21 protein-coding genes, 1 pseudogene and 1 riboswitch are annotated in these 22,148 nt (G+C 70.2%); of the genes and pseudogenes, 12 read left to right on the top strand and 10 right to left on the bottom strand.

The genetic code is table 11. The features are described from left to right. Both ABD378_RS01415 and ABD378_RS01410 read left to right on the top strand, forming a co-directional pair. Window positions 1-1,000: FAD-dependent oxidoreductase (locus ABD378_RS01415; RefSeq protein ID WP_344518376.1), on the top strand; the 1,000-nt coding region annotated here is incomplete at its 5' end. Between the two features lie 270 nt (window positions 1,001-1,270). Beyond that, window positions 1,271-3,397, top strand: coding sequence for a family 20 glycosylhydrolase (locus ABD378_RS01410; protein WP_344518375.1), 2,127 nt, complete (start codon window positions 1,271-1,273; stop codon window positions 3,395-3,397). Between the two features lie 97 nt (window positions 3,398-3,494). Here the strand turns inward: ABD378_RS01410 and ABD378_RS01405 are convergent, their stop codons facing one another. Continuing rightward, window positions 3,495-4,940, bottom strand: a complete 1,446-nt coding sequence (locus ABD378_RS01405) for an NsdA family TPR-like regulatory protein (protein WP_344518374.1) — start codon at window positions 4,938-4,940, stop codon at window positions 3,495-3,497. Between the two features lie 219 nt (window positions 4,941-5,159). On the opposite strand from ABD378_RS01405, the gene lipB reads away from it, so the two are divergent. The 4 genes from lipB to ABD378_RS01385 all read left to right on the top strand — a co-directional run bounded on the left by lipB (window position 5,160) and on the right by ABD378_RS01385 (window position 8,329). After that, a complete protein-coding gene (gene lipB, locus ABD378_RS01400; RefSeq protein WP_344518373.1) occupies window positions 5,160-6,053 on the top strand; it encodes a lipoyl(octanoyl) transferase LipB in 894 nt (297 codons plus the stop codon). Window positions 6,054-6,180: 127 nt separating this feature from the next. After that, window positions 6,181-7,146 carry a lipoyl synthase gene (locus ABD378_RS01395; RefSeq protein WP_160504647.1) on the top strand — a complete coding sequence of 322 codons (966 nt, stop codon included), beginning with the start codon at window positions 6,181-6,183 and terminating at the stop codon, window positions 7,144-7,146. Between the two features lie 247 nt (window positions 7,147-7,393). Beyond that, window positions 7,394-7,597 (top strand): SCO2195 family GlnR-regulated protein, encoded by a 204-nt coding sequence (locus ABD378_RS01390; RefSeq protein WP_160504648.1) that lies wholly within the window; start codon window positions 7,394-7,396, stop codon window positions 7,595-7,597. 30 nt (window positions 7,598-7,627) lie between these two features. Beyond that, window positions 7,628-8,329: a DUF4191 domain-containing protein gene (locus ABD378_RS01385; RefSeq protein ID WP_344518372.1), complete on the top strand. Its 702-nt coding sequence runs from the start codon at window positions 7,628-7,630 to the stop codon at window positions 8,327-8,329. 114 nt (window positions 8,330-8,443) lie between these two features. Here the strand turns inward: ABD378_RS01385 and ABD378_RS01380 are convergent, their stop codons facing one another. Then, window positions 8,444-8,911 carry an RDD family protein gene (locus tag ABD378_RS01380; RefSeq protein WP_344518371.1) on the bottom strand — a complete coding sequence of 156 codons (468 nt, stop codon included), beginning with the start codon at window positions 8,909-8,911 and terminating at the stop codon, window positions 8,444-8,446. Between the two features lie 218 nt (window positions 8,912-9,129). On the opposite strand from ABD378_RS01380, the gene glnA reads away from it, so the two are divergent. The 4 genes from glnA (at window position 9,130) to ABD378_RS01360 (ending at window position 13,347) form a co-directional block, all read left to right on the top strand. Then, window positions 9,130-10,539 carry a type I glutamate--ammonia ligase gene (glnA, locus tag ABD378_RS01375; protein WP_344518369.1) on the top strand — a complete coding sequence of 470 codons (1,410 nt, stop codon included), beginning with the start codon at window positions 9,130-9,132 and terminating at the stop codon, window positions 10,537-10,539. Between the two features lie 171 nt (window positions 10,540-10,710). Next, on the top strand, window positions 10,711-11,481 hold the full coding sequence (locus tag ABD378_RS01370) for an alpha/beta hydrolase family protein (protein WP_344518368.1): 771 nt from the start codon (window positions 10,711-10,713) through the stop codon (window positions 11,479-11,481). 365 nt (window positions 11,482-11,846) lie between these two features. Next, on the top strand, window positions 11,847-12,617 hold the full coding sequence (locus ABD378_RS01365) for an ANTAR domain-containing protein (protein WP_344518367.1): 771 nt from the start codon (window positions 11,847-11,849) through the stop codon (window positions 12,615-12,617). A gap of 28 nt (window positions 12,618-12,645) precedes the next feature. After that, a complete protein-coding gene (locus tag ABD378_RS01360) occupies window positions 12,646-13,347 on the top strand; it encodes an ANTAR domain-containing protein (RefSeq protein ID WP_344518366.1) in 702 nt (233 codons plus the stop codon). Between the two features lie 23 nt (window positions 13,348-13,370). On the opposite strand, the pseudogene ABD378_RS01355 reads toward ABD378_RS01360, so the two are convergent. Next, a pseudogene (locus ABD378_RS01355) lies at window positions 13,371-13,559 on the bottom strand (hypothetical protein); the annotation flags it as partial. A gap of 29 nt (window positions 13,560-13,588) precedes the next feature. Continuing rightward, entirely contained in the window at window positions 13,589-13,798 is a 210-nt protein-coding gene (locus ABD378_RS01350; RefSeq protein WP_386545354.1) for an ABATE domain-containing protein, read from the bottom strand. A 92-nt stretch (window positions 13,799-13,890) separates the two neighbouring features. On the opposite strand from ABD378_RS01350, the gene ABD378_RS01345 reads away from it, so the two are divergent. Then, on the top strand, window positions 13,891-14,688 hold the full coding sequence (locus ABD378_RS01345) for an MBL fold metallo-hydrolase (protein ID WP_344518365.1): 798 nt from the start codon (window positions 13,891-13,893) through the stop codon (window positions 14,686-14,688). Window positions 14,689-14,704: 16 nt separating this feature from the next. Here ABD378_RS01345 and ABD378_RS01340 read toward each other — a convergent pair whose 3' ends face one another. The 5 genes from ABD378_RS01340 to ABD378_RS01320 form a co-directional block, all read right to left on the bottom strand. After that, the gene (locus ABD378_RS01340; protein ID WP_344518396.1) at window positions 14,705-15,499 is read right to left on the bottom strand and encodes an ABC transporter ATP-binding protein; all 795 of its coding nucleotides are present in this window, start codon (window positions 15,497-15,499) and stop codon (window positions 14,705-14,707) included. Window positions 15,500-15,555: 56 nt separating this feature from the next. Further along, window positions 15,556-16,623, bottom strand: coding sequence for a FecCD family ABC transporter permease (locus tag ABD378_RS01335; protein WP_386545352.1), 1,068 nt, complete (start codon window positions 16,621-16,623; stop codon window positions 15,556-15,558). Further along, window positions 16,620-17,690 (bottom strand): ABC transporter substrate-binding protein, encoded by a 1,071-nt coding sequence (locus ABD378_RS01330; protein ID WP_344518364.1) that lies wholly within the window; start codon window positions 17,688-17,690, stop codon window positions 16,620-16,622. Before ABD378_RS01330 ends, ABD378_RS01335 begins: the two co-directional genes overlap by 4 nt. 66 nt (window positions 17,691-17,756) lie before the next feature. After that, window positions 17,757-17,942: riboswitch (cobalamin riboswitch) on the bottom strand. Window positions 17,943-17,949: 7 nt separating this feature from the next. Further along, on the bottom strand, window positions 17,950-18,399 hold the full coding sequence (locus ABD378_RS01325) for a VOC family protein (protein WP_344518363.1): 450 nt from the start codon (window positions 18,397-18,399) through the stop codon (window positions 17,950-17,952). A 5-nt stretch (window positions 18,400-18,404) separates the two neighbouring features. Further along, window positions 18,405-19,271, bottom strand: a complete 867-nt coding sequence (locus tag ABD378_RS01320; RefSeq protein ID WP_344518362.1) for a helix-turn-helix domain-containing protein — start codon at window positions 19,269-19,271, stop codon at window positions 18,405-18,407. Between the two features lie 195 nt (window positions 19,272-19,466). On the opposite strand from ABD378_RS01320, the gene ABD378_RS01315 reads away from it, so the two are divergent. Beyond that, the gene (locus ABD378_RS01315; RefSeq protein WP_344518361.1) at window positions 19,467-20,606 is read left to right on the top strand and encodes an HAD family hydrolase; all 1,140 of its coding nucleotides are present in this window, start codon (window positions 19,467-19,469) and stop codon (window positions 20,604-20,606) included. 15 nt (window positions 20,607-20,621) lie between these two features. Here the strand turns inward: ABD378_RS01315 and ABD378_RS01310 are convergent, their stop codons facing one another. Next, window positions 20,622-21,998, bottom strand: a complete 1,377-nt coding sequence (locus ABD378_RS01310; RefSeq protein ID WP_344518360.1) for a DUF2252 domain-containing protein — start codon at window positions 21,996-21,998, stop codon at window positions 20,622-20,624. Between the last annotated feature and the right edge of the window lie 150 nt (window positions 21,999-22,148).

Here is a 22,148-nt window from a genome sequence, read left to right as displayed (position 1 = left end):
CTGCGCGAGGCCCTGGCCGACGGCACCATCGACATCGTCGCCACGGACCACGCCCCGCACCGCCCCCCTCGGCGGCGCGCTCGACCAGGCCCGCCTCGGCGCGGCACTCGCCAGACTCGCGGCGACGCCCCCGGAGCGTCTGCTCGCCCGCCCCGAAATCCCGGCGGCGGAAGCCCTCTCCGCCCGCGGTCTGCCCGCGCGCACCGTCAACGGCTTCCTGCGCCCGCTGCTCTCGGCACTCCTCTGCGACCCGGACCTGACGACGTCGAGCCGGTGCGCCGACCTCGCCCTGCGCTCCTTCTCGCGCGGCCGCCTGTGTCTGCCGGAGGGCGGCGCCGAGGTGCTGCCCGAGCTTCTGTCGGCCGCGCTGCCACCGGGGACGGTACGCACCGGCGTACGCGTCACGGCCGTCTCCACGACCGCCGTCACGACCGCGGAACACGGCGAAGTGGGCTGCCGTGCCGTCCTGTTGGCGACCGACTCCCGCGCCGCGGCCGAGCTGCTGCCCGGCCTGCGCGTGCCGCCCTTCCACCAGGTGACGGTGGTGCACCACGCGGCCCCCGAGCCACCGCTCGCCGAGCCCGCCCTGCTGCTCGACGCCGACCGTTCGGGGCCGGTCGCGCACACCGCCGTGATCAGCCACGTCGACCCCTCGCGCGCGCCCGCGGGCCGGGCGCTCATCTCGTCGACGGTCCTCGGCCCGCCGCCGGACGAGCGCGCCGTCCTCGCCCACCTCGCCGAGCTGTACGGCACCTCGACCGCCCGCTGGGAATCCCTCGCCGTCCACCACACCCGCGAGGCGGTCCCCGCGATGCCGCCCCCGCACGATCTGCGCCGCCCTGTGCGGCTGCTCTCGGGGCTCTACGTCTGCGGGGACCACCGGGACACCAGCACGCTGCAGGGAGCGCTGCGTTCGGGCCGCCGCGCGGCGCGGGCCACGCTCGCGGACTTCGGCGTGGACCCCACGTACGGGACGGGGCAACTGCCGATGGCGGCCTGAAGCCGCCGCCGCCCCCCTCAGCCATCCGACCCATCCGACCTATACGCCACCCCCTGGAAGCTCCCGCGCCCCCACGCGGGAGCTTCCCCCTTTCCCGCACTCCCTCTTCGTACGACCCACCGAACCTCACACACCCCTGCAACTCCCCTTGCCACACGGGTACCCCACAGCTACGGTCCCACCGGATCGCCAAGCCGCGGGAGGACTCACGTGCGTCGCACCATCCCGGTGATATCACTCATCCTCGGCCTATTCATGGGAGGTCTGTCTTTGCCCACAGCAACAGCCGCGACAGAGACGGAAGTGCCCTCCGTCGTCCCCCGCCCCACCGACTGGACCGCGCTCGGCGGCCACACGAAACTCACCGAGCGCACCCGCATCCTGATCGACCCGCGCGCCGCATCCACCACCGCGCTCCCGTCCGGCCGCGGTGAATTCCCCGGCCCCGCACACCAGTCCGTACGCAAGCTCGCCACCCAGCTCCGTACGGAGATCAAGCAGGTCACCGGCATCACGCCCCGGATCGCCCACGACACGGGCCGTCCCGCGGACGGCGACATCACGCTCGGCCTCACCGCCAAGGGGAACCACGGCGCCGAGGGCTACGGTTTCGACAGCGCGGGCCCGATCCGTGTCAAGGCCGCCTCCACCCATGGCCTCTACTACGGCACCCGCACCCTCCTCCAGCTCCTGCGCTCCACGGCCGACGATCACCGCGCAGTCCCCCGCGCCCGCTCCACCGACCGCCCCGCGCAGGCGATCCGCATGGTCCACCTCGACGCGGGCCGCAAGTACTGGAAGATCTCCTACCTGGAGAACCTGATCCGCAGGATGGGCGACCAGAAGCTCAACACGCTCTTCCTGCACCTCTCCGAGTCCGAGGGCTTCCGCCTCTACAGCCCCAAGTTCCCGGGCCTCGCCGACCCCGATCACAGCTACAGCCGGGCCGACATCGAGCACCTGAAGGCCTTCGCGGCCCGCCACCACGTCCAGTTGATGCCCGGCCTCGAACTCCCCGGCCACGCCACCGCGATCAGCGACGCCTTCGGCATCGGCTTCGGATCGGGCGCCGGTGCGTGCACGGGCGCGCACACGCACTCGCATCTCACGCCCGACTGGATCATCGACATGACCAGCGACAAGGCGATCGCGAAGTCGAAGGAGATCGTCGACGAGTTCGCGGGCTGGTTCGACGCGCCGCTGTTCTCGATCGGCGCCGAGGAGGTCCCCGGTCAGCTCGCGGAGTGCCCGCGCGTGAAGGACCACCTGGCCGGCGCGCCCGACGTGTCCACCCTGGGCGACCTCCTCAACCGCTACATCAACACCCTTGACGACGTGGTCACCTCACACGGCAAGCGCACGGCCGTCTACAACGGCTCCGAGCACCTCACCGCGCCCCAGCAGAAGGTCCACGACCCCGTCGTCTTCCTCACCTGGGAGGGCACGGGCGCCGAGCCGGAGATCCCCGGGCACGACGAGATCGCCATCGGCCCGTTCTACGACACCCCGAACAACTACCACCACCTGTATCCGGACGAGCCCTGGATGTACGACAGCTGGGCGCCGAACACCGCCCCAGACATGCTCGGCTCCGGCGTCACCAACTGGGCCGACTACAACTTCTGGGCCGACGACGGCTACTTCGAGCAGCACATGGCGGGCGCCCGCGCGATCCTCGCCGACCGCGCCTGGAACAAGTCCGCGACCCCGGACACGCTCGCCGACTTCAGGGCCCGCGCCGCCCGCATAGGCGACCCGCCGGGCACGACGCCCGCTCCGGTACCACCACGGGTCGAGGGGCGGCCGAGCCATCACTGGACGTTCGACGACGCGCCGTACCCCAGCGGCTGGACGTACGCGGGCAGTCCCGGCAACACGATCCTCGCCGAGGACGTGGCGGGCGGCCTGCCCGGCACCTCCTACATCATCAACAACCCCACCCCCGTGCAGGGCGTGCGCGGCCAGGCATGGCGCTTCGACTCCGACCGGGACGGCGTGGGCTTCGGCGGTCTCGACGTCGCCGAACCGTGGACCGTGTCGGTGCAGGTCCGCCCGACGGCCAGGACCGGGGACCAGGTGCTGCTCAGCTCCAAGGCGGGCGCGCTGAAGCTGATGCAGCACGGCACCGGGAAGGTCGGCTTCACGCGGTACGGCGAGGCCGACTTCAGCTTCGACCACACGCTGCCGCTGGACCGCTGGACGCGGCTGACGTGGGTGACGACTCCGGGGAACACCACGTTGTACGCCGACGGGCAGCGGGTCGGGTCCGTCGCGGCGTCGATCCCCCTGCCGCTGCGGTCCATCGGGACGGAGAAGGCGAGCCTGCGCGGCGACCTCGACGAACTCACCACGTGGGACGAGGCGTTGTCCCCCGATGAGGTCGCGCGCCTGCCCTGAGCCCCGGGCAGTTCAGTGGCATGTGTTCAGTGGCATGTGTAAGGGGCGGGCCTGCGCAGGCCCGCCCCTTACATCGCACATCCGGCGCGTCGAGCCGTCAGCCCAACGCCGCCACCCGGTCTCGGTACCCCCGCACCGCCGCCGCGTCGCGGTACGGCTCGAGCCGCCGTTCGAAGTCGCGTACGTACTCGACCGCACGCACCGACCGCATCTCACCTGCCGCCTGCGCCGCCTCCGCGCCCAGCTGGCAGGCCTGCTCCAGCTCACCGAGGCCGAGCCGCGACGAGGCGAGCACCACCCGGCAGAACAGGCGGCTGCGGGCGTACCCGGGGGCGCGCAGCTGGAGCGAGCGCTCCGCGTGCTGGGCGGCCACGCGGTACTGCTGGAGGTCCCGGTGGCAGTGCGCGAACTCGTCCGCGAGCTGCGCCTCGTCGAAGAACCGCGCCCAGTACGGGACTTCGTCGCCGGGCCGGGCCGTCTCCAGGGCGCGCTCGGCCCGCACCATCGACGCCGTGCACGCCCGTACCTCGCCGAGCACGCCGTGCCCGCGCGCCTCGACCGAGTGCAGCAGGGCCTGCACGACGGGCGGCGCGGACGACCCGACACCCTGCTGGGCCACCCGCGCCAGCTGCACGGCCTCTCTGCCGTGCCCGAGGTAGACGGCCTGGCGGCTCATCGTGACCAGGACGTACGAGCCGTACGCGCGGTCGCCCGCCGCCTGCGAGAGCCGCAGCGCCTGGACGTAGTAGCGCTGGGCGAGCCCGTGCGCCGCGATGTCGTACGAGGTCCAGCCCGCGAGCCGGGTGAGGTCGGCGGCGGCCGCGAAGAGCCGCCGCCCGGCCTGTTCGCCGTACGAGCCGCGCAGCATCGGTTCGGCCTCGTGCTCCAGATAGCGCACGAGTGCCTGCCGGGCGTGCCCGCCGCCGTACGCGTGGTCGAGGGCCCGGAAGAGTTCGCCGACGGAACGCAGGGCGGCGATGTCGCCGCTGGTCACTTTCGCGCCGACGCCACGCTCGGGCTCTTTGCGCTGGCGCGGTATGGCCGGACGGCCCTGGGTGGGCACGCGGCCGGCCTGGGGGCCGTGGTCACCGCGCCCCACCCGGTCGTCGGCTCGGCCGATCAGCCAGTCCCTGCTGGGGACGACGAGTCCCGCCGGGGTGAACGCGATCTTCCGGAGTTCGGCGTGGCTCCCGGAGTCCTTGCGCCAGAGCCCGCCGACGATGTCGATCGCCTCTTCGGGGCTCGCCGCGAACTCGAGCCCGGCGTACACCGGCGCGCACGCGTCGAGCCCGAGATCCTGCGCGGAGAGGCGGCGGCCTAACCGCCGGGTGAAGACCTCTGCGATGAGGGCGGGGGTGGTGCCGCGCGGCTGCTGCCCGCGCAGCCAGCGGGTCACCGATGTCTTGTCGTACCGCAGATCGAGACCGTGCTCGAGGCCCAGCTGGTCGACGCGGCGCGCGAGCCCCGCATTGGAGAAACCGGCTTCTGAGATGAGCGCGGCGAGCTGGCGGTTGGGGGTGCGCTGCGGAGGTCGTTCCGTCATCAGCTGTGCGGTCTCCTGCCTTTCGGGCGTTGCCTTGAGCAGCCCTTATGGCTCTGTGAACGGCGTGAATGTAGCGGCCCGCACCGCCCTCATCGCGAGCTTCGACCCGCATTCATCCGATCGTGTGAGGATTGACCGGACGACTGACGAGAATCCGCTGCCCGTACAGTGGCTGGGGGCCGATATGTGCACGGTGCAGGTTCAAGGGAGGCACTTGCCGTGAGTGAGTTTCAGTTCGTCCGTCTTGGCTTCGGCCCTGATTCGGTCGAGTACCAGGAGGCCTGGGACGAGCAGCGCCGCGTGCACGCCGCCCGCTTCGCCGACGAACTCCCGGACACGTGTCTGCTGCTCGAGCACCCGCCGGTCTACACCGCTGGCCGCCGTACCGAGGACAGCGAGCGCCCGCTTGACGGCACCCCCGTCGTCGACGTGGACCGCGGCGGCAAGATCACCTGGCACGGCCCCGGACAGCTCGTGGGCTACCCGATCCAGAAGCTGCCGCGCCCGGTGGACGTCGTAGCACATGTGCGCCGTCTGGAAGAGGCGCTTATCCGTACGTGTACGGAGTTTGGCCTGGAGACCTCGCGGGTCGAGGGCCGCAGCGGTGTGTGGGTGCTCGGTGACCCCGTGCAGGAGCGTCCGGCGCTGGGCGGGCTGACCCTGGACTTCGACCCGCGGACGCAGGACGACGAGTTCGACGCCCGGTTCAACGGCCCGGAGTACGCCCCGTCCAACGCCGGCCAGCGCCGCGAGGACCGCAAGATCGCGGCCATCGGCATCCGCGTGGCCAAGGGCGTGACGATGCACGGCTTCGCGCTGAACGTGAACCCGGACAACACCTGGTTCGACAAGATCATCCCGTGCGGCATCCGCGACGCGGGCGTGACATCGCTCTCGTACGAGCTGGGCCGCGAGGTCACGATCGCCGACGTCCTGCCCGTCGCCGAGAAGCATCTGCGGGAGATCCTCGAGAACGCGGACCTCAGGCCGCGCACCGTCGAGAAGACGGCCGAGCAGCCCGTAAAGAACGCCGAGACCGCCGAGACCGCCGAGACCGCCGAGAACACCGAGAACACGGTTGAGAAGCCGGAAGCCGAGAAGGCGACCGTCTAGACAACTGGGGCTGCCGGGGCCGCGTGGGAATGCACCCCGCCGGCCGGAGGTTGGCCGGACGTAAGCCCAACGACATCACGGGCGTACCCTGGTGTGCGCCGAAGAATCGAAGCTACAGGGAGCCGATGTGTCCGCAGTCGCACCCGACGGACGCAAGATGCTGCGCCTGGAGGTCCGGAACGCCCAGACCCCCATCGAGCGCAAGCCCGAGTGGATCAAGACCCGGGCGAAAATGGGCCCCGAGTACACCAAGATGCAGAACCTCGTGAAGAGCGAGGGCCTGCACACGGTCTGCCAGGAGGCGGGCTGTCCCAACATCTACGAGTGCTGGGAAGACCGCGAGGCCACCTTCCTCATCGGCGGTGACCAGTGCACCCGGCGCTGCGACTTCTGCCAGATCGACACGGGCAAGCCGCAGGCACTCGACCGCGACGAGCCGCGCCGCGTGGGTGAGTCCGTCGTCACGATGGACCTGAACTACGCCACGATCACCGGCGTCGCCCGCGACGACCTGGACGACGGCGGCGCCTGGCTGTACGCGGAGACCGTGCGCCAGATCCACGCGATGACGGCGGAGCGCGCGGAGGGCAAGACCAAGGTCGAGCTGCTCATCCCCGACTTCAACGCCGACCCCGACCAGCTGGCCGAGGTCTTCTCGTCCCGCCCCGAGGTCCTCGGGCACAACGTGGAGACCGTGCCGCGCATCTTCAAGCGGATCCGTCCCGGCTTCCGCTTCGAGCGCTCGCTCGAGGTCATCACCCGCGCCCGCGAGGCCGGTCTCGTCACCAAGTCGAACCTCATCCTCGGCATGGGCGAGGAGCGCGAGGAGATCAGCGAGGCGCTGCACGCGCTGCACGACGCGGGCTGCGAGCTCATCACGATCACGCAGTACCTGCGCCCGACGCCGCGCCACCACCCCGTGGAGCGCTGGGCGAAGCCGCAGGAGTTCGTGGAGCTGAAGGAGGAGGCCGAGGAGATCGGCTTCTCCGGCGTCATGTCCGGCCCGCTGGTCCGCTCCTCGTACCGCGCGGGGCGGCTCTACCAGATGGCGATCGAGAAGCGCGGGGCGTACGTCGCCTCGCAGGCGGTGTGATCCTCCGATCGTCCGCCCACTGTGTGAATCGGCGCACAAGTAACTACTGACGAGTAGTGGCCGAGATGCCGCGGCCCGTACGTCCCCGCAGGTGAGGGGACCGTACGGGCCGCGTCAATGTTTTGCGGCGCCGCGTCAAGGCTTCATCCGTGTTTGACCGGTCAGTCACGCGCTGGTAACACCAATCAGTGACCCTGGAATTACCCCACGTACAGCCCTACCCATAGCCGCTCAGGAGGGCCCCACCATGCAGGCCGCGCCCGTACGCGCCACCGCCATCCCGTCCGTCACCGACGCACTGCGCGCCGTCGAGTCGCTTCTCATGAGCAGCGGCCAGCGCACCGCTCGCCGCAACGCCTGGACGTCCGTGCTCGACGACCGGCGCCGCGCCAAGGACCGGGCAGAGGCACTGCGCGTGCTCGAAGAGGCGATGACAACCCGCACGTCGTAGTCACTTCCAGGGACACGTAGACTTCACGGCATGGCGAGGAAGGAAACCGCGGCGGACGCCGCGAACCCCGGGCGACTCAAGCAGATTGCCCTGACCTACAAGATGACCCGCAAGGCCGATCCGCTGATCGGTCTTGTCATCGCGGCTGTGGGGATCGTCACCTTCGGTGTCTTCCTCGCGATCGGCTTCTTGATCGGTCACCCGATCTATCTCGGCATTCTCGGCTTTGTGCTCGCCTTCCTCGCGATGGCGATCGTCTTCGGGCGCAGGGCGGAGCGTGCGGCCTTCGGGCAGATGGAGGGCCAGCCCGGTGCGGCGGCCGCGGTGCTCGACAAGATCGGCCGTGGCTGGACGACGACTCCGGCGGTGGCGATGAACCGCAGCCAGGACGTCGTGCACCGCACGGTCGGCAAGGCGGGCATCGTGCTCGTCGCCGAGGGCAACCCGAACCGGGTGAAGAGCCTGCTGGCCGCCGAGAAGAAGCGGATGGCGCGCGTCGTCTCGGATGTCCCGGTGCATGACGTCATCGTCGGCACCGGCGAGAACGAGGTCCCGCTGAAGAAGCTGCGTACGACGCTTCTGAAGCTGCCCCGCGTCCTCCAGGGCCCGCAGGTCACGGCGACGAACGACCGGCTGCGCGCGATGGGCGACCTGATGAGCAACATGCCGTTGCCGAAGGGGCCCATGCCGAAGGGCATGCGGATGCCTCGCGGCGGCCCGAAGATGCGGTAGCTCTCCGCCTCTCCCTGTCTCTACGTCTCTATGTCTCTACGTTGACGAAGGCCCCGGAACCGAACGGTTCCGGGGCCTTCGTCGTCGTACGGGAATCGGATCGGCGTACGAGAATCAGATCCGCACCTGGACCGCGCGCCCGAGGCGGTCGTGCAGGCCGCGGCCGTCGCGGTCCCAGATCAGGGCCGGGACGGCGACGCAGAGCAGCACGGTGCGCAGGAGGACCCGGCCGATGCCGAGCCGGCCGCCGCCCTCGGCGATGACGCGCAGCCTGAAGAGGGCCTTGCCGGGGGTGCAGCCGACCGTGCCGACCGTCAGAATGGTCATGACGAAGAAGATGCCAAGGGCCCAGTTGCCCATCGCCTGCTGGTCACCGCGAGCGAACAGGCCGTATGCGATGAGCATGCACAGGGCCCAGTCGACGACGATGGCGCCCACGCGCCGCCCGGGCCGCGCGATCGAGCCCGGCCCCTCCTCCGGCAGACCGAGCTGCTCGCCGCGGTATCCGAAGTCGACGCCCGCGTCCTCTGCCGCCGCACGAGGGCCGGAGAGCCACGATCCGATTACTTGCCTGTTGTCCACCCGTCCACGGTACTGCGCCCGATTTCGTACGAGGACGGGCGGGGTAGGGCGAATGACACCCGGCTCGAACCCGGCTCGGTTAACTTCGGCGAAACAAATGGGTCATGCTTGAGAAATCCCCCGTCCCTATGGTCGGGTCCCAGCGTGTGCCACCGCACTGGCCGCACAACGAGCTGCAACCCCGTCCCCGCCTGGGGGTCGGGAGTAGGAGGAGTTGGATGTTCCAGAACGCCGACGACGCAAAGAAGTTCATCGCGGACGAGGACGTGAAGTTCGTAGATGTCCGGTTCTGCGACCTGCCCGGAGTGATGCAGCACTTCACGATCCCGGCAGCGGCGTTCGACCCGAACGAGGAGCTGGCGTTCGACGGATCGTCGATCCGCGGCTTCCAGGCCATCCACGAGTCCGACATGGCGCTGCGCGCGGACCTGTCGACCGCCCGGGTCGATCCCTTCCGCCGCGACAAGACCGTCAACATCAACTTCTTCATCCACGACCCGATCACGGGCGAGCAGTACAGCCGTGACCCGCGCAACATCGCCAAGAAGGCCGAGGCCTACCTCGCGTCCACCGGCATCGCGGACACCGCGTACTTCGGCCCCGAGGCCGAGTTCTACGTCTTCGACAACGTCCGCTTCCAGACGTCGGCGAACGAGAGCTTCTACCACATCGACTCCGAGGCAGGCGCCTGGAACACCGGTGCGGTCGAGAACAACCGCGGCTACAAGGTCCGCTACAAGGGCGGCTACTTCCCCGCCCCGCCGGTGGACCACTTCGCGGACCTCCGCGCGGAGATCTCCCTCGAACTGGACAAGAACGGCCTCCAGGTCGAGCGCCAGCACCACGAGGTCGGCACGGCAGGCCAGGCGGAGATCAACTACAAGTTCAACACGCTGCTCGCCGCGGCCGACGACCTGATGCTCTTCAAGTACATCGTGAAGAACGTCGCCTGGCGCAACGGGAAGACCGCGACCTTCATGCCGAAGCCGATCTTCGGTGACAACGGCTCGGGCATGCACGTCCACCAGTCGCTGTGGGCCAACGGCGACCCGCTGTTCTACGACGAGCAGGGCTACGCGGGCCTCTCGGACACCGCCCGCTACTACATCGGCGGCATCCTCAAGCACGCCCCCTCGCTGCTCGCCTTCACGAACCCGACGGTGAACTCCTACCACCGTCTGGTCCCGGGCTTCGAGGCGCCGGTCAACATGGTGTACTCGCAGCGCAACCGCTCCGCGGCGATGCGTATCCCGATCACGGGCTCGAACCCGAAGGCCAAGCGCGTCGAGTTCCGCGCGCCGGACCCGTCCTCGAACCCGTACCTGGCGTTCTCGGCGCTGCTCATGGCCGGCCTGGACGGCGTGAAGAACAAGATCGAGCCGCCGGAGCCGATCGACAAGGACCTCTACGAGCTGGCCCCCGAGGAGCACGCGGGCGTCGCCCAGGTCCCGACCTCCCTCCCGGCCGTCCTCGACGCCCTCGAGGCGGACCACGAGTACCTCCTGGCCGGCGGTGTCTTCACCCCCGACCTGATCGAGACGTGGATCGACTACAAGCGCACGAACGAGATCGCCCCGATCCAGCTGCGGCCGCACCCGCACGAGTTTGAGCTGTACTTCGACATCTAGAACGCGAACGCGGGGTCGGGTGAGCCCGATGCCGCGTCAGCATGGACAGTGGGGCCGTCTCCCGGAACGGGGAGGCGGCCCCGCTGTTCTGTTGGTCTCGCGCTGACACCGGCTAATGTCGCTCTCGTCTCCCTGCCCCACGATCAGTCCCTGCCTAGGTGAGCACCGCACATGAGTGAAAAAGTGAGATTCCCGAGCGTCGTCGGCCCCGCACTGGCCGGGGTGATCGACCTGCCGGAGGGCGAGATCCGAGGTTGGGGGCTCTTCGCACATGGATTCACCCTGGGCAAGGAATCACCGGCCGCCTCGCGCGTCTGCAAGCAGCTGGCACGCGAGGGGATCGGCATGCTGCGCTTCGACAATCTCGGGATCGGAGACTCCGAGGGCGACTGGGGGGACGGTTCCTTCACCGTCAAGGTGCAGGACACTGTCCGTGCCGCGGCCTTCATGGCGGAGCGAGGGACTCCGGTGGATTTGCTGGTGGGGCACTCGTGGGGCGGCGCCGCCGCGATCGCAGCTGCGTGCGAGATCGTCGGCCTCCGCGCGCTGGCCACGATCGCGGCGCCCGTCGATCCCAGTCACGTCGAGCGGCAGTACGACTCGGTCCTGGATCGCGTCCTCAGTGACGGGGCGCACGAGTGGTTCGTCGGCGGGAGGACTCTGGTTCTCAAGCGCGCCTTCGTCGAGGACGTGCGCCGGGCTCACCTGCGCGACCGGATCGGCGAGGTGGACCTTCCGCTCCTCGTGGCGCATTCGCCCACCGACTCCACCGTCGACATCTCCAATGCCGCGGAGATCTTCCAGGAGGCACGGCACCCGCGAAGCTTCATCTCGCTCGAAGGCGCGGACCATCTGCTGACCGCGCGAGGGCAGGCGCAGCGGGCCGCTCACATCATCAGCGCCTGGGCCGACCAGTACCTCGACGAGCCACGGCCCCAATAAGCGGCATCTGGCATCTCGGACGACTGCCAGCGGCTCGGTGACGATTCGGCCTCCGGGGCTGCGGCCTTTCTGGGAGCAGGGGGAGCGATACCCGGTTTGTGGCGGCGGTTCGCCGTATGGTGGGAGGGATCCGTGACGTCCCCAGCAGGTTGTGCGTCGGTCTGATGCCGGTAGTCGGTGGCTCCTGAGAGGTGCGATACCCGCCAGCGGATGCTTTCCCAGCCCTCTGCGGCTGGCCCATCATCGTGCTGCCGGGTCGGTTCCGGTCGACAGGCTGTCGTGGGCGGAAGAGCGTCGCACGCCGCAGGTCATCGCCTCGTCCCTTCTGCAGTGCACGGAAAATGGGAAGGGGCGCTGAGTGCGCCATGTTGGATCTGTCGCGTGAGGAGCGGCTGGCCGCGGCGTTCGTGGAGCTCGCCGACACGCTGGTCAAGGACTTCGACGTCATCGCGTTCCTGCACCAACTGACCGAGCACTGCGTGGACCTGCTGGACGTACGTGCGGCCGGGGTGGTGCTTGCTCTGCCAGATGGTCCGGTGGTGGACGTGGCAGCCTCCGACGAGAACACCCGCCGTCTTGAGCTGGCCGGCGTGGAGTGGGACGAAGGCCCATGTCATGACTGCTATCGCAGCGGGACTTCCGTGGCCGAGAAACGCGTGGACGATGCCCTCGCCCAGGTGCGGTGGCCGCAGTTCGCGCCGCGGGCGCGGCAGGCCGGTTTCACCTCGGTGGTGGCCGCCCCGCTCCAGTTGCGCGGTCAGGTCATCGGCGCCCTGAACCTGTTCAGAGACCAGGTCCACCCGCTGGCCCCTGCCGGTCTGCGGCTGGGACAGGCGCTGGCGGACACCGCCACCATCGGCATCCTCCAACAATGGGCGGTACACGAGCACTTGAGCGTCATCGCCCAACTGCAGCAGGCCCTGGACAGCCGGATCATCATCGAGCAGGCGAAGGGCGCGCTGTCCAACCGCCGCCAGATCGGTGTCGACGAAGCGTTCCGCCTGATGCGCCGCCACGCCCGCAACCGGCGGGCTCCGCTCACCGCCGTGGCCATGCAGGTGCTGGATGGCACCGCCGAGCGGACGTTGTTGGATCCCGGCACCGGCACCGGCACCGAAACCAGCACCAGCACCTGACCCGGCAGCCGTGGAAAGGCGGTGCGCCGTGCCGGATCGTCCGATGGCCGCACATCTGCTCGCCCTCACCTCGTATCGCGGGGCAGGCATGCCGTTGCTGCCGCTGACCGCCTGCACAGGACTGCTGGGCCTTGACGGGCTGGCGTTCACCCTGGCCCCCGGCGGCCGGGGTGCCGAACTCCTGCAACACAGCGGCCTGTTGAGCGGCGCGCTGGAAGATCTTCAACGGGTCCAGGGCCAGGGCCCCACCCCGGAGGCGGCCAAGCAATCCGCCATGGTGCTGATACCTGACGTCGCGGCGGTGGCGACCGATCGTTGGCCCGGCCTGCCCGGCCCGCTGACCGACCTGGGTATCGCCGCGGTCTTCGCCTTACCCCTCAGGATCGGGGTCATCACGCTGGGCGTGCTCACCGGCCACCGCACCACCCCCGGCCCGCCGGCCGACGGCCAACTCGCCGACTCCCTCGCCCTGGCCAACGCCCTGGCCGGCCTCCTCATCAACCTCGCCGCCCGGCCCGGCGCCACCGGCTTCCTCGACGTCCAGATCGGCGACCTGTACTTCGCGGAGGTCCACCAGGCCACCGGATACCTGGCCACCGAACTCGACGTCCCGCCGGCCCAGGCCCTCATCCGGCTCCGCTCTCACGCCTTCACCCACGGCCTGCCCCTGCTCGCCACCGCCCGCGCCGTGCTGCACCACCAACTCCACCTGGAAAACGACAGGCCTTGACGGCGCCAGGGGTCTCTGCTGCCTCAGGGCTCGGTCGTCGGGTTCATCGGGTTCGTTGGGTTCGTCGGGTTCGTCGATTCGGTGGCGTGGAGGTGTTCGGCGTTGATGCGCTGTGCTTCCTCGAGCTGGTCTTCGAGGATGACGATGCGGCAGGCGGCCTCGATAGGGGTGCCCTGGTCGACGAGTTCCCGGGCGCGGGCGGTGGCGAGCAGGGGCAGGCCGGGTTTCCCGGACAGCCCGCTCAGGCGGCCGGGGCCAGGTCGCGTTCGGTGAGCCACCGATTCGCGGCTGCCGGGGTGCCGAGGAGGTCGATGAACTTGCCGCCCGACAGCGCGAGGGCGCTGTTGGCGAAGTCGAGTGCAACGTACTGCTCCGCGCCCGGCGCGGGCGGTGGGGGCGGTGGGGGCGGTGGGGCCGGTTCGGCGGTCACGGCCTCCATGGTCGCCTTCACATTTCTCATGGTACGCCTTGCTTTTATCCGTGAGAGGCGATTACGGTTCCTCGCGGATGAACTGATCTCTATCCGTGAGGAAGTGTTCTGTCATGGCTGCTCCCGGCCCTACCGACGAGCAGATCTCCGTACGCGTCTTCGGCGGCCCGACCGCCCTCTTCGAGTACGGCGGTCTGAGGTTCCTCACCGATCCCACCTTCGACGCACCCGGCGACTACCCGACCCCGGGCGGGCCCGGCCTGACCAAGACCGCGCCCGCCTCCGCCTCCCTCGCCGATCTCGGCCCCGTCGACGTGGTGCTGCTCTCGCACGACGAGCACCCCGACAATCTCGACACCTCCGGCCGCGCCCTGCTCGCCGGCATACCGCTCACCCTCACCACTCCCGGTGGCGGGCGCCGCCTGCACGACAGCCTGGGCGACAGGGCCAAGGGCCTGGCCGACTGGGAGTCCGTCGAGCTCGACCGGCCCGGCGGCGGCGGCCGGGTGAGGGTGACGGGCGTGCCCGCCGTCCACGGTCCCGGCAGGCGCGAGGACGTCGAACCGGTCACCGGCGAGGTCGTCGGCTTCGTCCTGACCGGCGACGGCCTGCCCACGGTCTACGTCAGCGGCGACAACGCCTCGCTCACCGCGGTCGAGCAGACAGCCGACCGGTTCGGTCCGGTGGACACCGCCGTCCTCTTCGCCGGCGCTCCCCGCTTCCCCTTCCTGTTCGACGGCGCGCCGATCGTCCTCGACAGCGCCCAGGCCGCCGAGGCCGCGAGGATCCTCGGGGCGCGCCGGGTCGTCCCCGTCCACTTCGACAGCTGGGCCCACTTCACCGAGGGGCGGGACGATCTGGTGTCCGCCTTCGCCGCCGCGGGTCTCGCCGACCGGCTGCACCTGGCCTGACGTTCAGCTCCGCGGTTCAGTTCCGTAGGAAGCGGATCGACGGGCGCGTGAACCGTTCGCCCTCGTCCGCGAGCGTCGTCACCACCGCCCTCACCCCGTACACCTTCGCGATCAGCTCCTCCGTGATCACCTCGGACGGCGTGCCCGACGCGTGGGCCACGCCTTCGCGCAGCACCAGTACGTGGTCGCAGAACATCGCTGCCAGGTTCAGGTCGTGCAGGGCGATGACGCTCGTCAGCGGAAGGTCCGCCACCAAGGAGAGGAGGTCCAACTGGTGCTGGATGTCCAGGTGGTTGGTCGGTTCGTCCAGGAGGAGTTCCTGGGGGGCCTGGGCCAAGGCCCTCGCTATCTGGACCCGTTGGCGTTCCCCGCCGGAGAGTGTGTGCCAGGACTGGGCGGCCCGGTCGGAAAGGCCCGTGCGGGTCAAGGCCTCCCGTACCGCCTCTTCGTCCTGGGCGGTTGAGGGCGACCATGCCCTGCGGTGCGGGATGCGGCCCAGGCGTACGACCTCCTCCACCGACAGCTCGACCTGCGTGGTGGCGTCCTGGTCGACCACCGCCACCCTGCGTGCCACCGTGCGGCGGCCCACGTCCCGCAGTGGGTCGCCGTCCAGGGTGACCACTCCCGATGCCGGGGCCAGGACGCCCGCCAGGATGCGCAGGAGGGTGGACTTGCCCGAGCCGTTCGGGCCGAGCAGACCGACCGTGGATCCGGGGGGTGGGGCCAGGGTCACGCCGTCGACGATGAGGCGGCCGCCGGCCTCTCTGGTCACCCGGTCGGCGCGCAGGCCAAGTTCGGCGTGCGAGGTCATACCGTCCGGGGCCACGTCGTCCGGCGTCATGTCGTACGGAGTCACGTCGTCCGGCGTCATGTCGTCTTCCGCGTGCGGTAGAGGACCAGGACGAACGCCGGGACGCCGATCAGGGACGTCACCACACCCACCGGCACCTCCTGCGGGTCCAGGACCGTGCGGGCCAGCGTGTCTACCCACACCAGGAACACCGCGCCCGCGAGTGCGGTCACCGGGAGCAGGCGGGCGTGGCCGGAGCCGGCCAGGGCGCGGGCCGCGTGCGGCAGGACAAGCCCCACGAAGCCGATGGCGCCCGCGCTGCTGACAAGCGCCGCCGTCAGCAGGGCCGTGACGGAGAGCAGGATCAGCCGGGTACGGGCCACGTGGACGCCCAGCGTCGCCGCCGCGTCCTGGCCGAACACGAACGCGTCCAGGGTGCGGGCATGCGCCAGGCAGATCGCGAGGGCCACGAAGAACACCGCCCCGCACATCCAGACGTCCGTCCAGCCCACCCCGCTCAACGAGCCGAGCAGCCAGAACAGGACACCCCGCGTCGTCTCCGCGTCGCCCGCGGTCAGGATCACGAACGAGGTGAGCGCGGAGAAGAGCTGCATCGCGGCCACCCCGGAGAGCACCACCCTGTCGACGCTCCCGCCCAGGGTGTGGCTGAGCAGCAGGACGAGGGCGAAGGAACAGAGGGCTCCCACGAAGGCGCCCGCCGAGATCGACACCACTCCCCCGCCGACCCCCAGGACGACGATCGCGACCGCGCCCGTGGACGCCCCGGAGGAGACGCCGAGCACGAACGGGTCGGCGAGCGGGTTGCGCAGGAGTGACTGGAGGACCGTTCCGCAGACCGCGAGGCCCGCGCCGCAGACCGCCGCGAGAAGCGTGCGCGGCATGCGCAGGTTCCAGACGATGCCGTCCCGGAGCGGCGTCAGCGTCGCCTCGCCCCAGCCGAGGTGTGCCGCCACCGCCGACCACACGTCCGGTACGGAGATGCTCGCCGGGCCGATGGTGACGGCCACCGCCACGGAGAGGGCGAGGGCGGCGAGACCGGCCGTCCAGAACAGGGTCTGCCGTATGCCACCCGGGACACGGATACCGCCCGGGACACGGACACCGCGCGGGAGGGCTCCCGTCACTTGGCGAGCCCGAACTCGCGCAGCGCGTGCGCGACTTGCTCCACGCCGTCCACCGTGCGGATCGTCGGGTTCATGGCCTGGCCGCTCAGCAGCACGTACCGCTTCTTCTTCACGGCGATCAGGTTCTTGGTGACCGGGTTGGACTCCAGGAACTCGATCTTCTTCTTCGCGCTCTCGGCCGTCTGTGACTTGCGGGTGAGGTCGCCGATGACCAGGACGTCCGGGTCGCGGTCCGCCACCGTCTCCCAGTTGATCTGGGGCCACTCCTCACGGGTGTCGTCGAAGACGTTCTTCACGCCCAGTTCGCGGGTGATGATGCCCGGCGCTCCGCAGCAGCCCGCCATGTAGGGCGCGTCGGAGTTGGCGAACCAGTAGAGGAGCGTCGTGCCGGACGCGTCTGCGTTCTTGACGGCCTTGGTGGCCTTGGCCACCCGGCCCTTGAGGTCGGCGATCAGGCGTTCGCCGCGCTTCTCGACCCCGAAGGCCTTGGCCAGGTCCCGCACCTCGCCGTACACCGTGTCCATGGTCAGCGTCTTGACGCGGCTGCCGTCGCCGTCACCGCTGTTGTCCTTGCCCGCACAGTCGGAGGGCGAGACATAGGCGGGTACGCCGAGTTCGGCGAACTTGGCGCGGTCGGCGACGCCGCCCTTGCTGACCGTCGCCAGGAAGGAGGCGGTGACGAAGTCCGGTTCCTGGGCGAGGACCTTCTCGAACGAGGGGTAGCGGTCGGCGAGCCTGTCGACCTTGGCGTTGTCCTTCTCCAGGCCCTTGAGGACCGGGTCCGTCCAGGTGCCGGTGCCTGCCATGCGGTCGGCGAGGCCGAGGGAGAGCAGGATCTCGGTGGAGCCCTGGTCGAGGGAGACCGCCCGCCGCGGCGGCGCCTTGATCTCCGTCTTCTTGCCGCAGGAGGTGAGGGTGAGCGGGTAGCCGTCGGCCTTCTTGGCCGCGGAGTCGCCGGAGCCGCCGGAGTCCGCGGAGCCGCCGGACGAGCCGCAGGCGCTCAGGGTGACGGCCAGGGCTGCCGCGAGAAAGCCGGAAATACGTACATGACGGGCTGTGGAGGACACACGATCCCTTGAGTCTCACGGCTCATACGCGGAGCCTGGCCTGCTTCGTCACCTCCGCCGCTCGGTGCGCGGGCGAAGGTGCCAGCAGGTCTTCGGACTCGGGGATCGACCGGACGGGGCGCCTTCCCAGACGTCCGTGGACGCCCAGTGGCCGTTGCCCCGCCCGTTCCCCCTCACCGCTGCGCGTCAGTTCCGGATTCGCACCGGATTCCCTGGCCCTGGTGTGGGTTGACTGGCGCTCGCAAGCTACCACGCCAGGTCAGGACGGCTGCTCGGGCCTAGGTGCGCCGCGGTAGGTGCCGAACGCCCACTTGTTGCCCTCGGGGTCGGCGATCCCGAACTCCCTGCTGCCGTACGGCTGGTCCTCGATCTCGCGCGTGATCTCGACCCCGGCAGCGCTGAGCCGCTGGTAGAGGTCGTCCACGTGGTCGGTGACGACGTACGCACCGAAGGTGCCCGGCTTCAGGCACCAGTCCTGGGACTTCTCGTCGTACGAGCCGAGCATGACCGCGCCGCCCTCGGGCCAGTCGAGCTCGGCGTGGGCCACGCGGTCGCCGTCCTCGTAGACGGCGGTGCGCAGGAAGCCGACCGTGCCGACCAGGAAGTCGATCAGGGCGGGGGCGTCGTGGGCCTGGAGCGTCGGCCAGACATCGGGGGCGCGCCCGGCGGAGGTGGACTGGGACTGCTGCTGCTTCTCGGTGGTGTTCATGGGTCCTACTCTTCGCCCCCGCCATAGCTCCCGGCTTGGATATTCCGGCACTCTTCGGCCAGCCAGCCGCTGGGGCTCACCCCCGTGTACTGCCGGAAGTCCCGCACCAGGTGGGAGTGGTCGTAGTAGCCGCAGTCGGCGGCGACGCGGGCCAGGTCGGGGGCGCCGCCCGCCGCGACGGGGCGTACGACGGCGTTGCGTGCGCGCTGGAAGCGCATCAGGCGGCCCGCCTGCTTGGGGCTCAGGCCGGTCTCGGCGCGGAAGAGCGTGGTGAGACGGCGTTCGCTGAGCGCGACGTGCCGGGAGAGGCCGCGCAGGGTGCCGACGCCCCGGTGCCGGGCCAGCCAGGCCCAGGCCTCGGCGACCTCGGGCCGTACGGCCCCGGCCGCTTCGTCGTCGGCCGCGCGCTGCCTCAAGTAGGCCGACAGGGAGGCGAACCGCTCCTCCCAGCCGCCCTGCTCGCACAGCAGCTCCCGTAGGTCGGCGGCGCGGCGCCCCATCACATCCGCGCCCGGCGTCACCAGGTCACCGGCCAGTTCCGCCGCCGGTACGCCGAACAGGGCGCGGGCGGCGAGCGGGTGCACGGCGAGCTGGATGCCCGCCTCGTGCTCGGGCCGCACGACGTACGCCGGGGACTGGTGCAGGCCGCCCAGGACGATGTCCGTGCGGACGGCGTCGGGGCCGCCCGCCTGCTCGGGGCTGAGGCCGCTGACGACGGGGCCGTCAAGGGAGAAGATCAGCGTCAGATACGGGGACGGCAGGCCGCGGTGCAGGCCTGGGTGCTCCCCCGCCGTGCGGTAGCCGACGACGGACACCACCATGCCGTCGAGCCGCGGAGCGGCCCGCACGAACTCGCGGGAGACGGTCTCCATGCCTTCCAGTATGCGATGGGCGGGGCTCCGAAGCAGGCCCGTAAGTCTGCCGGACGTCCGCTGTGCCTACCCGCGCACGGGCGTCCCATGCCCGTTCCGTCCGGTGATGTCGATCATGGGAATCCGCCGCCCTACCTCGTACGATGACCCGCCGCTCCGGACGGGGCGCAGACCGCTCTCAGGGGGCACAAAATCATGGCAGTAAAGGCAAAGAGCAAGCTGGCCGTACTCGGCACGGCGGGCGCGCTCACCGCGGCCGTCCTCGCGGGGACGGCGCTCTGGCCGAGCACGGACGCGACGGCCGCGGACGACTCCGCGAAGAGCGCGAAGTCGGCGAAGACCGCGGCCGAGCTGAAGCACTGGCCCAAGCCTGTCGCGACGAAGCTGGGCAAGGTCATCGCGAAGAACGGCCACAAGGGCGCGTACGCGGTCTTCGACGCGGACAACACGACGTACCGCAACGACCTGGAGGAGTCCCTCCTGCCCTTCCTGGAGATGAAGGGAGTGCTGACCCGCAAGTCGATGGACCCGTCGCTGAAGATCATCCCCTTCAAGGACACGGCGAAGCACAAGGAGAGCCTCTACAGCTACTACAACCGGCTCTGCGAGGTCGACGACCAGGTCTGCTACCCGTGGGCCGCGCAGATCTTCTCCGGCTTCACGCTGAAGGAGCTCAAGGGGTACGTCGACGAGCTCCTGGCGTACGACAAGCCCATCCCCGCCGAGTACTACGAGGACGGGAAGCTGACGAAGACCGAGGTCGAGGCGCCCGAGTTCTTCACCGGCATGCAGGAGCTCTACAAGTCGCTGCGCAAGCACGGCATCGAGGTGTACGTCGTCAGCGCGGCCAGCGAGGACCTGGTGCGGATGGTCCTTTCCGACCCCAAGTACGGCTACAACGTGAAGCCCGAGAACGTCATCGGCGTCGGCCTGCAGCTCAAGGACCGCAAGACCGGCGAGGTCACCAGCTCCCGCAAGGAGATCGCGGAGGGCCGCTTCGACCAGAAGAAGCTGGCCAAGCGTGAGCTGACGCCGAACCTGTGGGCGCCCCTGACCTGGTTCCAGGGCAAGCCCGCGGCCATCAACACGTACATCGACGAGTGGAAGAAGCCGGTCCTGGTGGCGGGCGACACCCCGGTGAGCGACGGCCCGATGCTGTTCCACTCGGCCGACGTGGAGCACGGCGGGGCGCGGGTCTGGGTCAACCGCAAGGACTCGTACATGAAGCAGCTGGACGGGATGAAGCAGAAGAACGCCGACCGGCAGCGGGAGCTCGGGCAGAAGGTGACCGCGGACAAGCGGTGGCTGACGGTGGTTCCGGACGAGATCCGCTAGCCCCTGAGGAGTGGCTCAAGCGCCGGGCGGTCCGGAACCCGCGCCCTCCGGACCCGCGGCGCTCACCACCCCCGACGCGATCGCCTCGGTCAGCGCCGCGTGGTCCTGGGCGTTCTGCGCGGCGTAGCGCAGCGCGAAGTCCGTGATCGCCCGGTCGAAGGTGTCCGAGCCGCCCAAGTAGGCGGCTATGGCGATGCGGTCGCCGGAGCGGGCGTGGGCGCGGGCCAGGGCCGTGCCGCAGAGCCGGGCGTAGGAGCGCAGCTCCGCGGCGGACATGGTCTCGACGTCCGCCGAGCCCTTCATGTCGCGCAGCTGACGCCAGTAGAAGGCGCGGCCCTGGGGGCCCGTCATCCAGCCGAGGAAGATGTCGCTCGCCGCCTGGAGCAGGCGCTGGCCCGCGACCACGCGGTGGCCGGGGTGGACGTACGGTCCCGCCGGGAGATGCTCCTCCAGGACCGAGCGGACCGCCTCCTTGATCTGGAGGAAGAGCGGGTCGTCGGCGTCGCGCCCGGCGAGGAGCACGATGTAGCAGCGGGTGCCGACGCTGCCCACGCCCACCACTTTCCGCGCCGCGTCCACGAAGTGGTAGCGGTCCAGGAGGAGTCGGCGTTCCTCGGAGAGGGTGGAGCGGTAGTCACCGAAGATCTTGCGCACGGCCGCGAGGTCCGAGGCACCCGCCGGTTCGATGAGCGGCGGGTCGTGGATGATGCGGCGGACGCCGGGAGCTCCGTCGACCTCTTCCGTCAGCTTGCCGAGCGCCTGCAGGCTCGTGCGGCGGCGGGCCCGGTCCAGGGCGGTCGCCGCGCGCTTGCGGTGGCGATTGGAGCGGATGAGGGGCAACAGGTCGTGCGCGTCGGTGCGTTCGTACCACACCGCCAGTTCGCCGAGGCCCGCCAGACGTCTCATCGACGCGCGGTACGCCGCCACCGCCGCGAGGCACGCCTCACGTGCCCCGCGCTCCGGGTCGCCGTTGTCGCGGGACGCCACGGCGATGCTGGCGGCCAGACGTTTGACGTCCCACTCGAAAGGGCCGGGGCAGGTCTCGTCGAAGTCATTGAGGTCGAAGAGCAGGGCCCGTTCCGGGGAGGCGAACAGGCCGAAGTTCAACAGGTGCGCGTCGCCGCTGAGTTGGACCGTGAGCCCGGTGTTCCACTGGACGGCCAGGTCTCCCGCCATGACGGCGGCGGCGCCCCGCAGGAAGGAGAAGGGAGAGGCGGCCATGCGGGCGTACCGGATGGGCAGCAGCTCCTGGACGCGGTCCGCGCCCTGCCGCTCGAGCACGGCCACCGGGTCTGCGCGGTCGGCGGAGGGTATCCAGGCCCCGTGGGAGGAACGGGAGGCACTCTTGCGGGCGGCCTTGCCCTGCCGGGCACGTTCGTCCGGAGTGGTCATCGCCCCTCTCCCCTCTCCGTCGGCAGCTCCCGGCACCAGCCTCCCCTCAGGTGCAGCCAATGCCGCCACCGGCGCGTACGCATGCCGGGTACGCCGAACGGGTGACGCGGGCGAGGCGGTCCTGACCTCAGCTTCCGCTGCGATCCGGGC

The sequence above is a fragment of the Streptomyces rectiviolaceus genome (assembly GCF_039533825.1).
In the GTDB taxonomy this organism is placed as follows: domain Bacteria; phylum Actinomycetota; class Actinomycetes; order Streptomycetales; family Streptomycetaceae; genus Streptomyces; species Streptomyces rectiviolaceus.
The sequence above is the reverse complement of the archived record's forward strand: the minus strand, read 5'-3'. Positions and strand labels throughout refer to the sequence as shown.

Coding starts and splice junctions, on each gene's coding strand:
- ABD378_RS01405 (WP_344518374.1), bottom strand. CDS start 4,940: ATGACGGAACGACCTCCGCAGCGCACCCCCAACCGCCAGCTCGCCGCG.
- ABD378_RS01390 (WP_160504648.1), top strand. CDS start 7,394: ATGCAGGCCGCGCCCGTACGCGCCACCGCCATCCCGTCCGTCACCGAC.
- ABD378_RS01385 (WP_344518372.1), top strand. CDS start 7,628: ATGGCGAGGAAGGAAACCGCGGCGGACGCCGCGAACCCCGGGCGACTC.
- glnA (WP_344518369.1), top strand. CDS start 9,130: ATGTTCCAGAACGCCGACGACGCAAAGAAGTTCATCGCGGACGAGGAC.
- ABD378_RS01370 (WP_344518368.1), top strand. CDS start 10,711: ATGAGTGAAAAAGTGAGATTCCCGAGCGTCGTCGGCCCCGCACTGGCC.
- ABD378_RS01365 (WP_344518367.1), top strand. CDS start 11,847: ATGTTGGATCTGTCGCGTGAGGAGCGGCTGGCCGCGGCGTTCGTGGAG.
- ABD378_RS01345 (WP_344518365.1), top strand. CDS start 13,891: ATGGCTGCTCCCGGCCCTACCGACGAGCAGATCTCCGTACGCGTCTTC.
- ABD378_RS01340 (WP_344518396.1), bottom strand. CDS start 15,499: ATGACCTCGCACGCCGAACTTGGCCTGCGCGCCGACCGGGTGACCAGA.
- ABD378_RS01325 (WP_344518363.1), bottom strand. CDS start 18,399: ATGAACACCACCGAGAAGCAGCAGCAGTCCCAGTCCACCTCCGCCGGG.
- ABD378_RS01320 (WP_344518362.1), bottom strand. CDS start 19,271: ATGGAGACCGTCTCCCGCGAGTTCGTGCGGGCCGCTCCGCGGCTCGAC.
- ABD378_RS01315 (WP_344518361.1), top strand. CDS start 19,467: ATGGCAGTAAAGGCAAAGAGCAAGCTGGCCGTACTCGGCACGGCGGGC.
- ABD378_RS01310 (WP_344518360.1), bottom strand. CDS start 21,998: ATGACCACTCCGGACGAACGTGCCCGGCAGGGCAAGGCCGCCCGCAAG.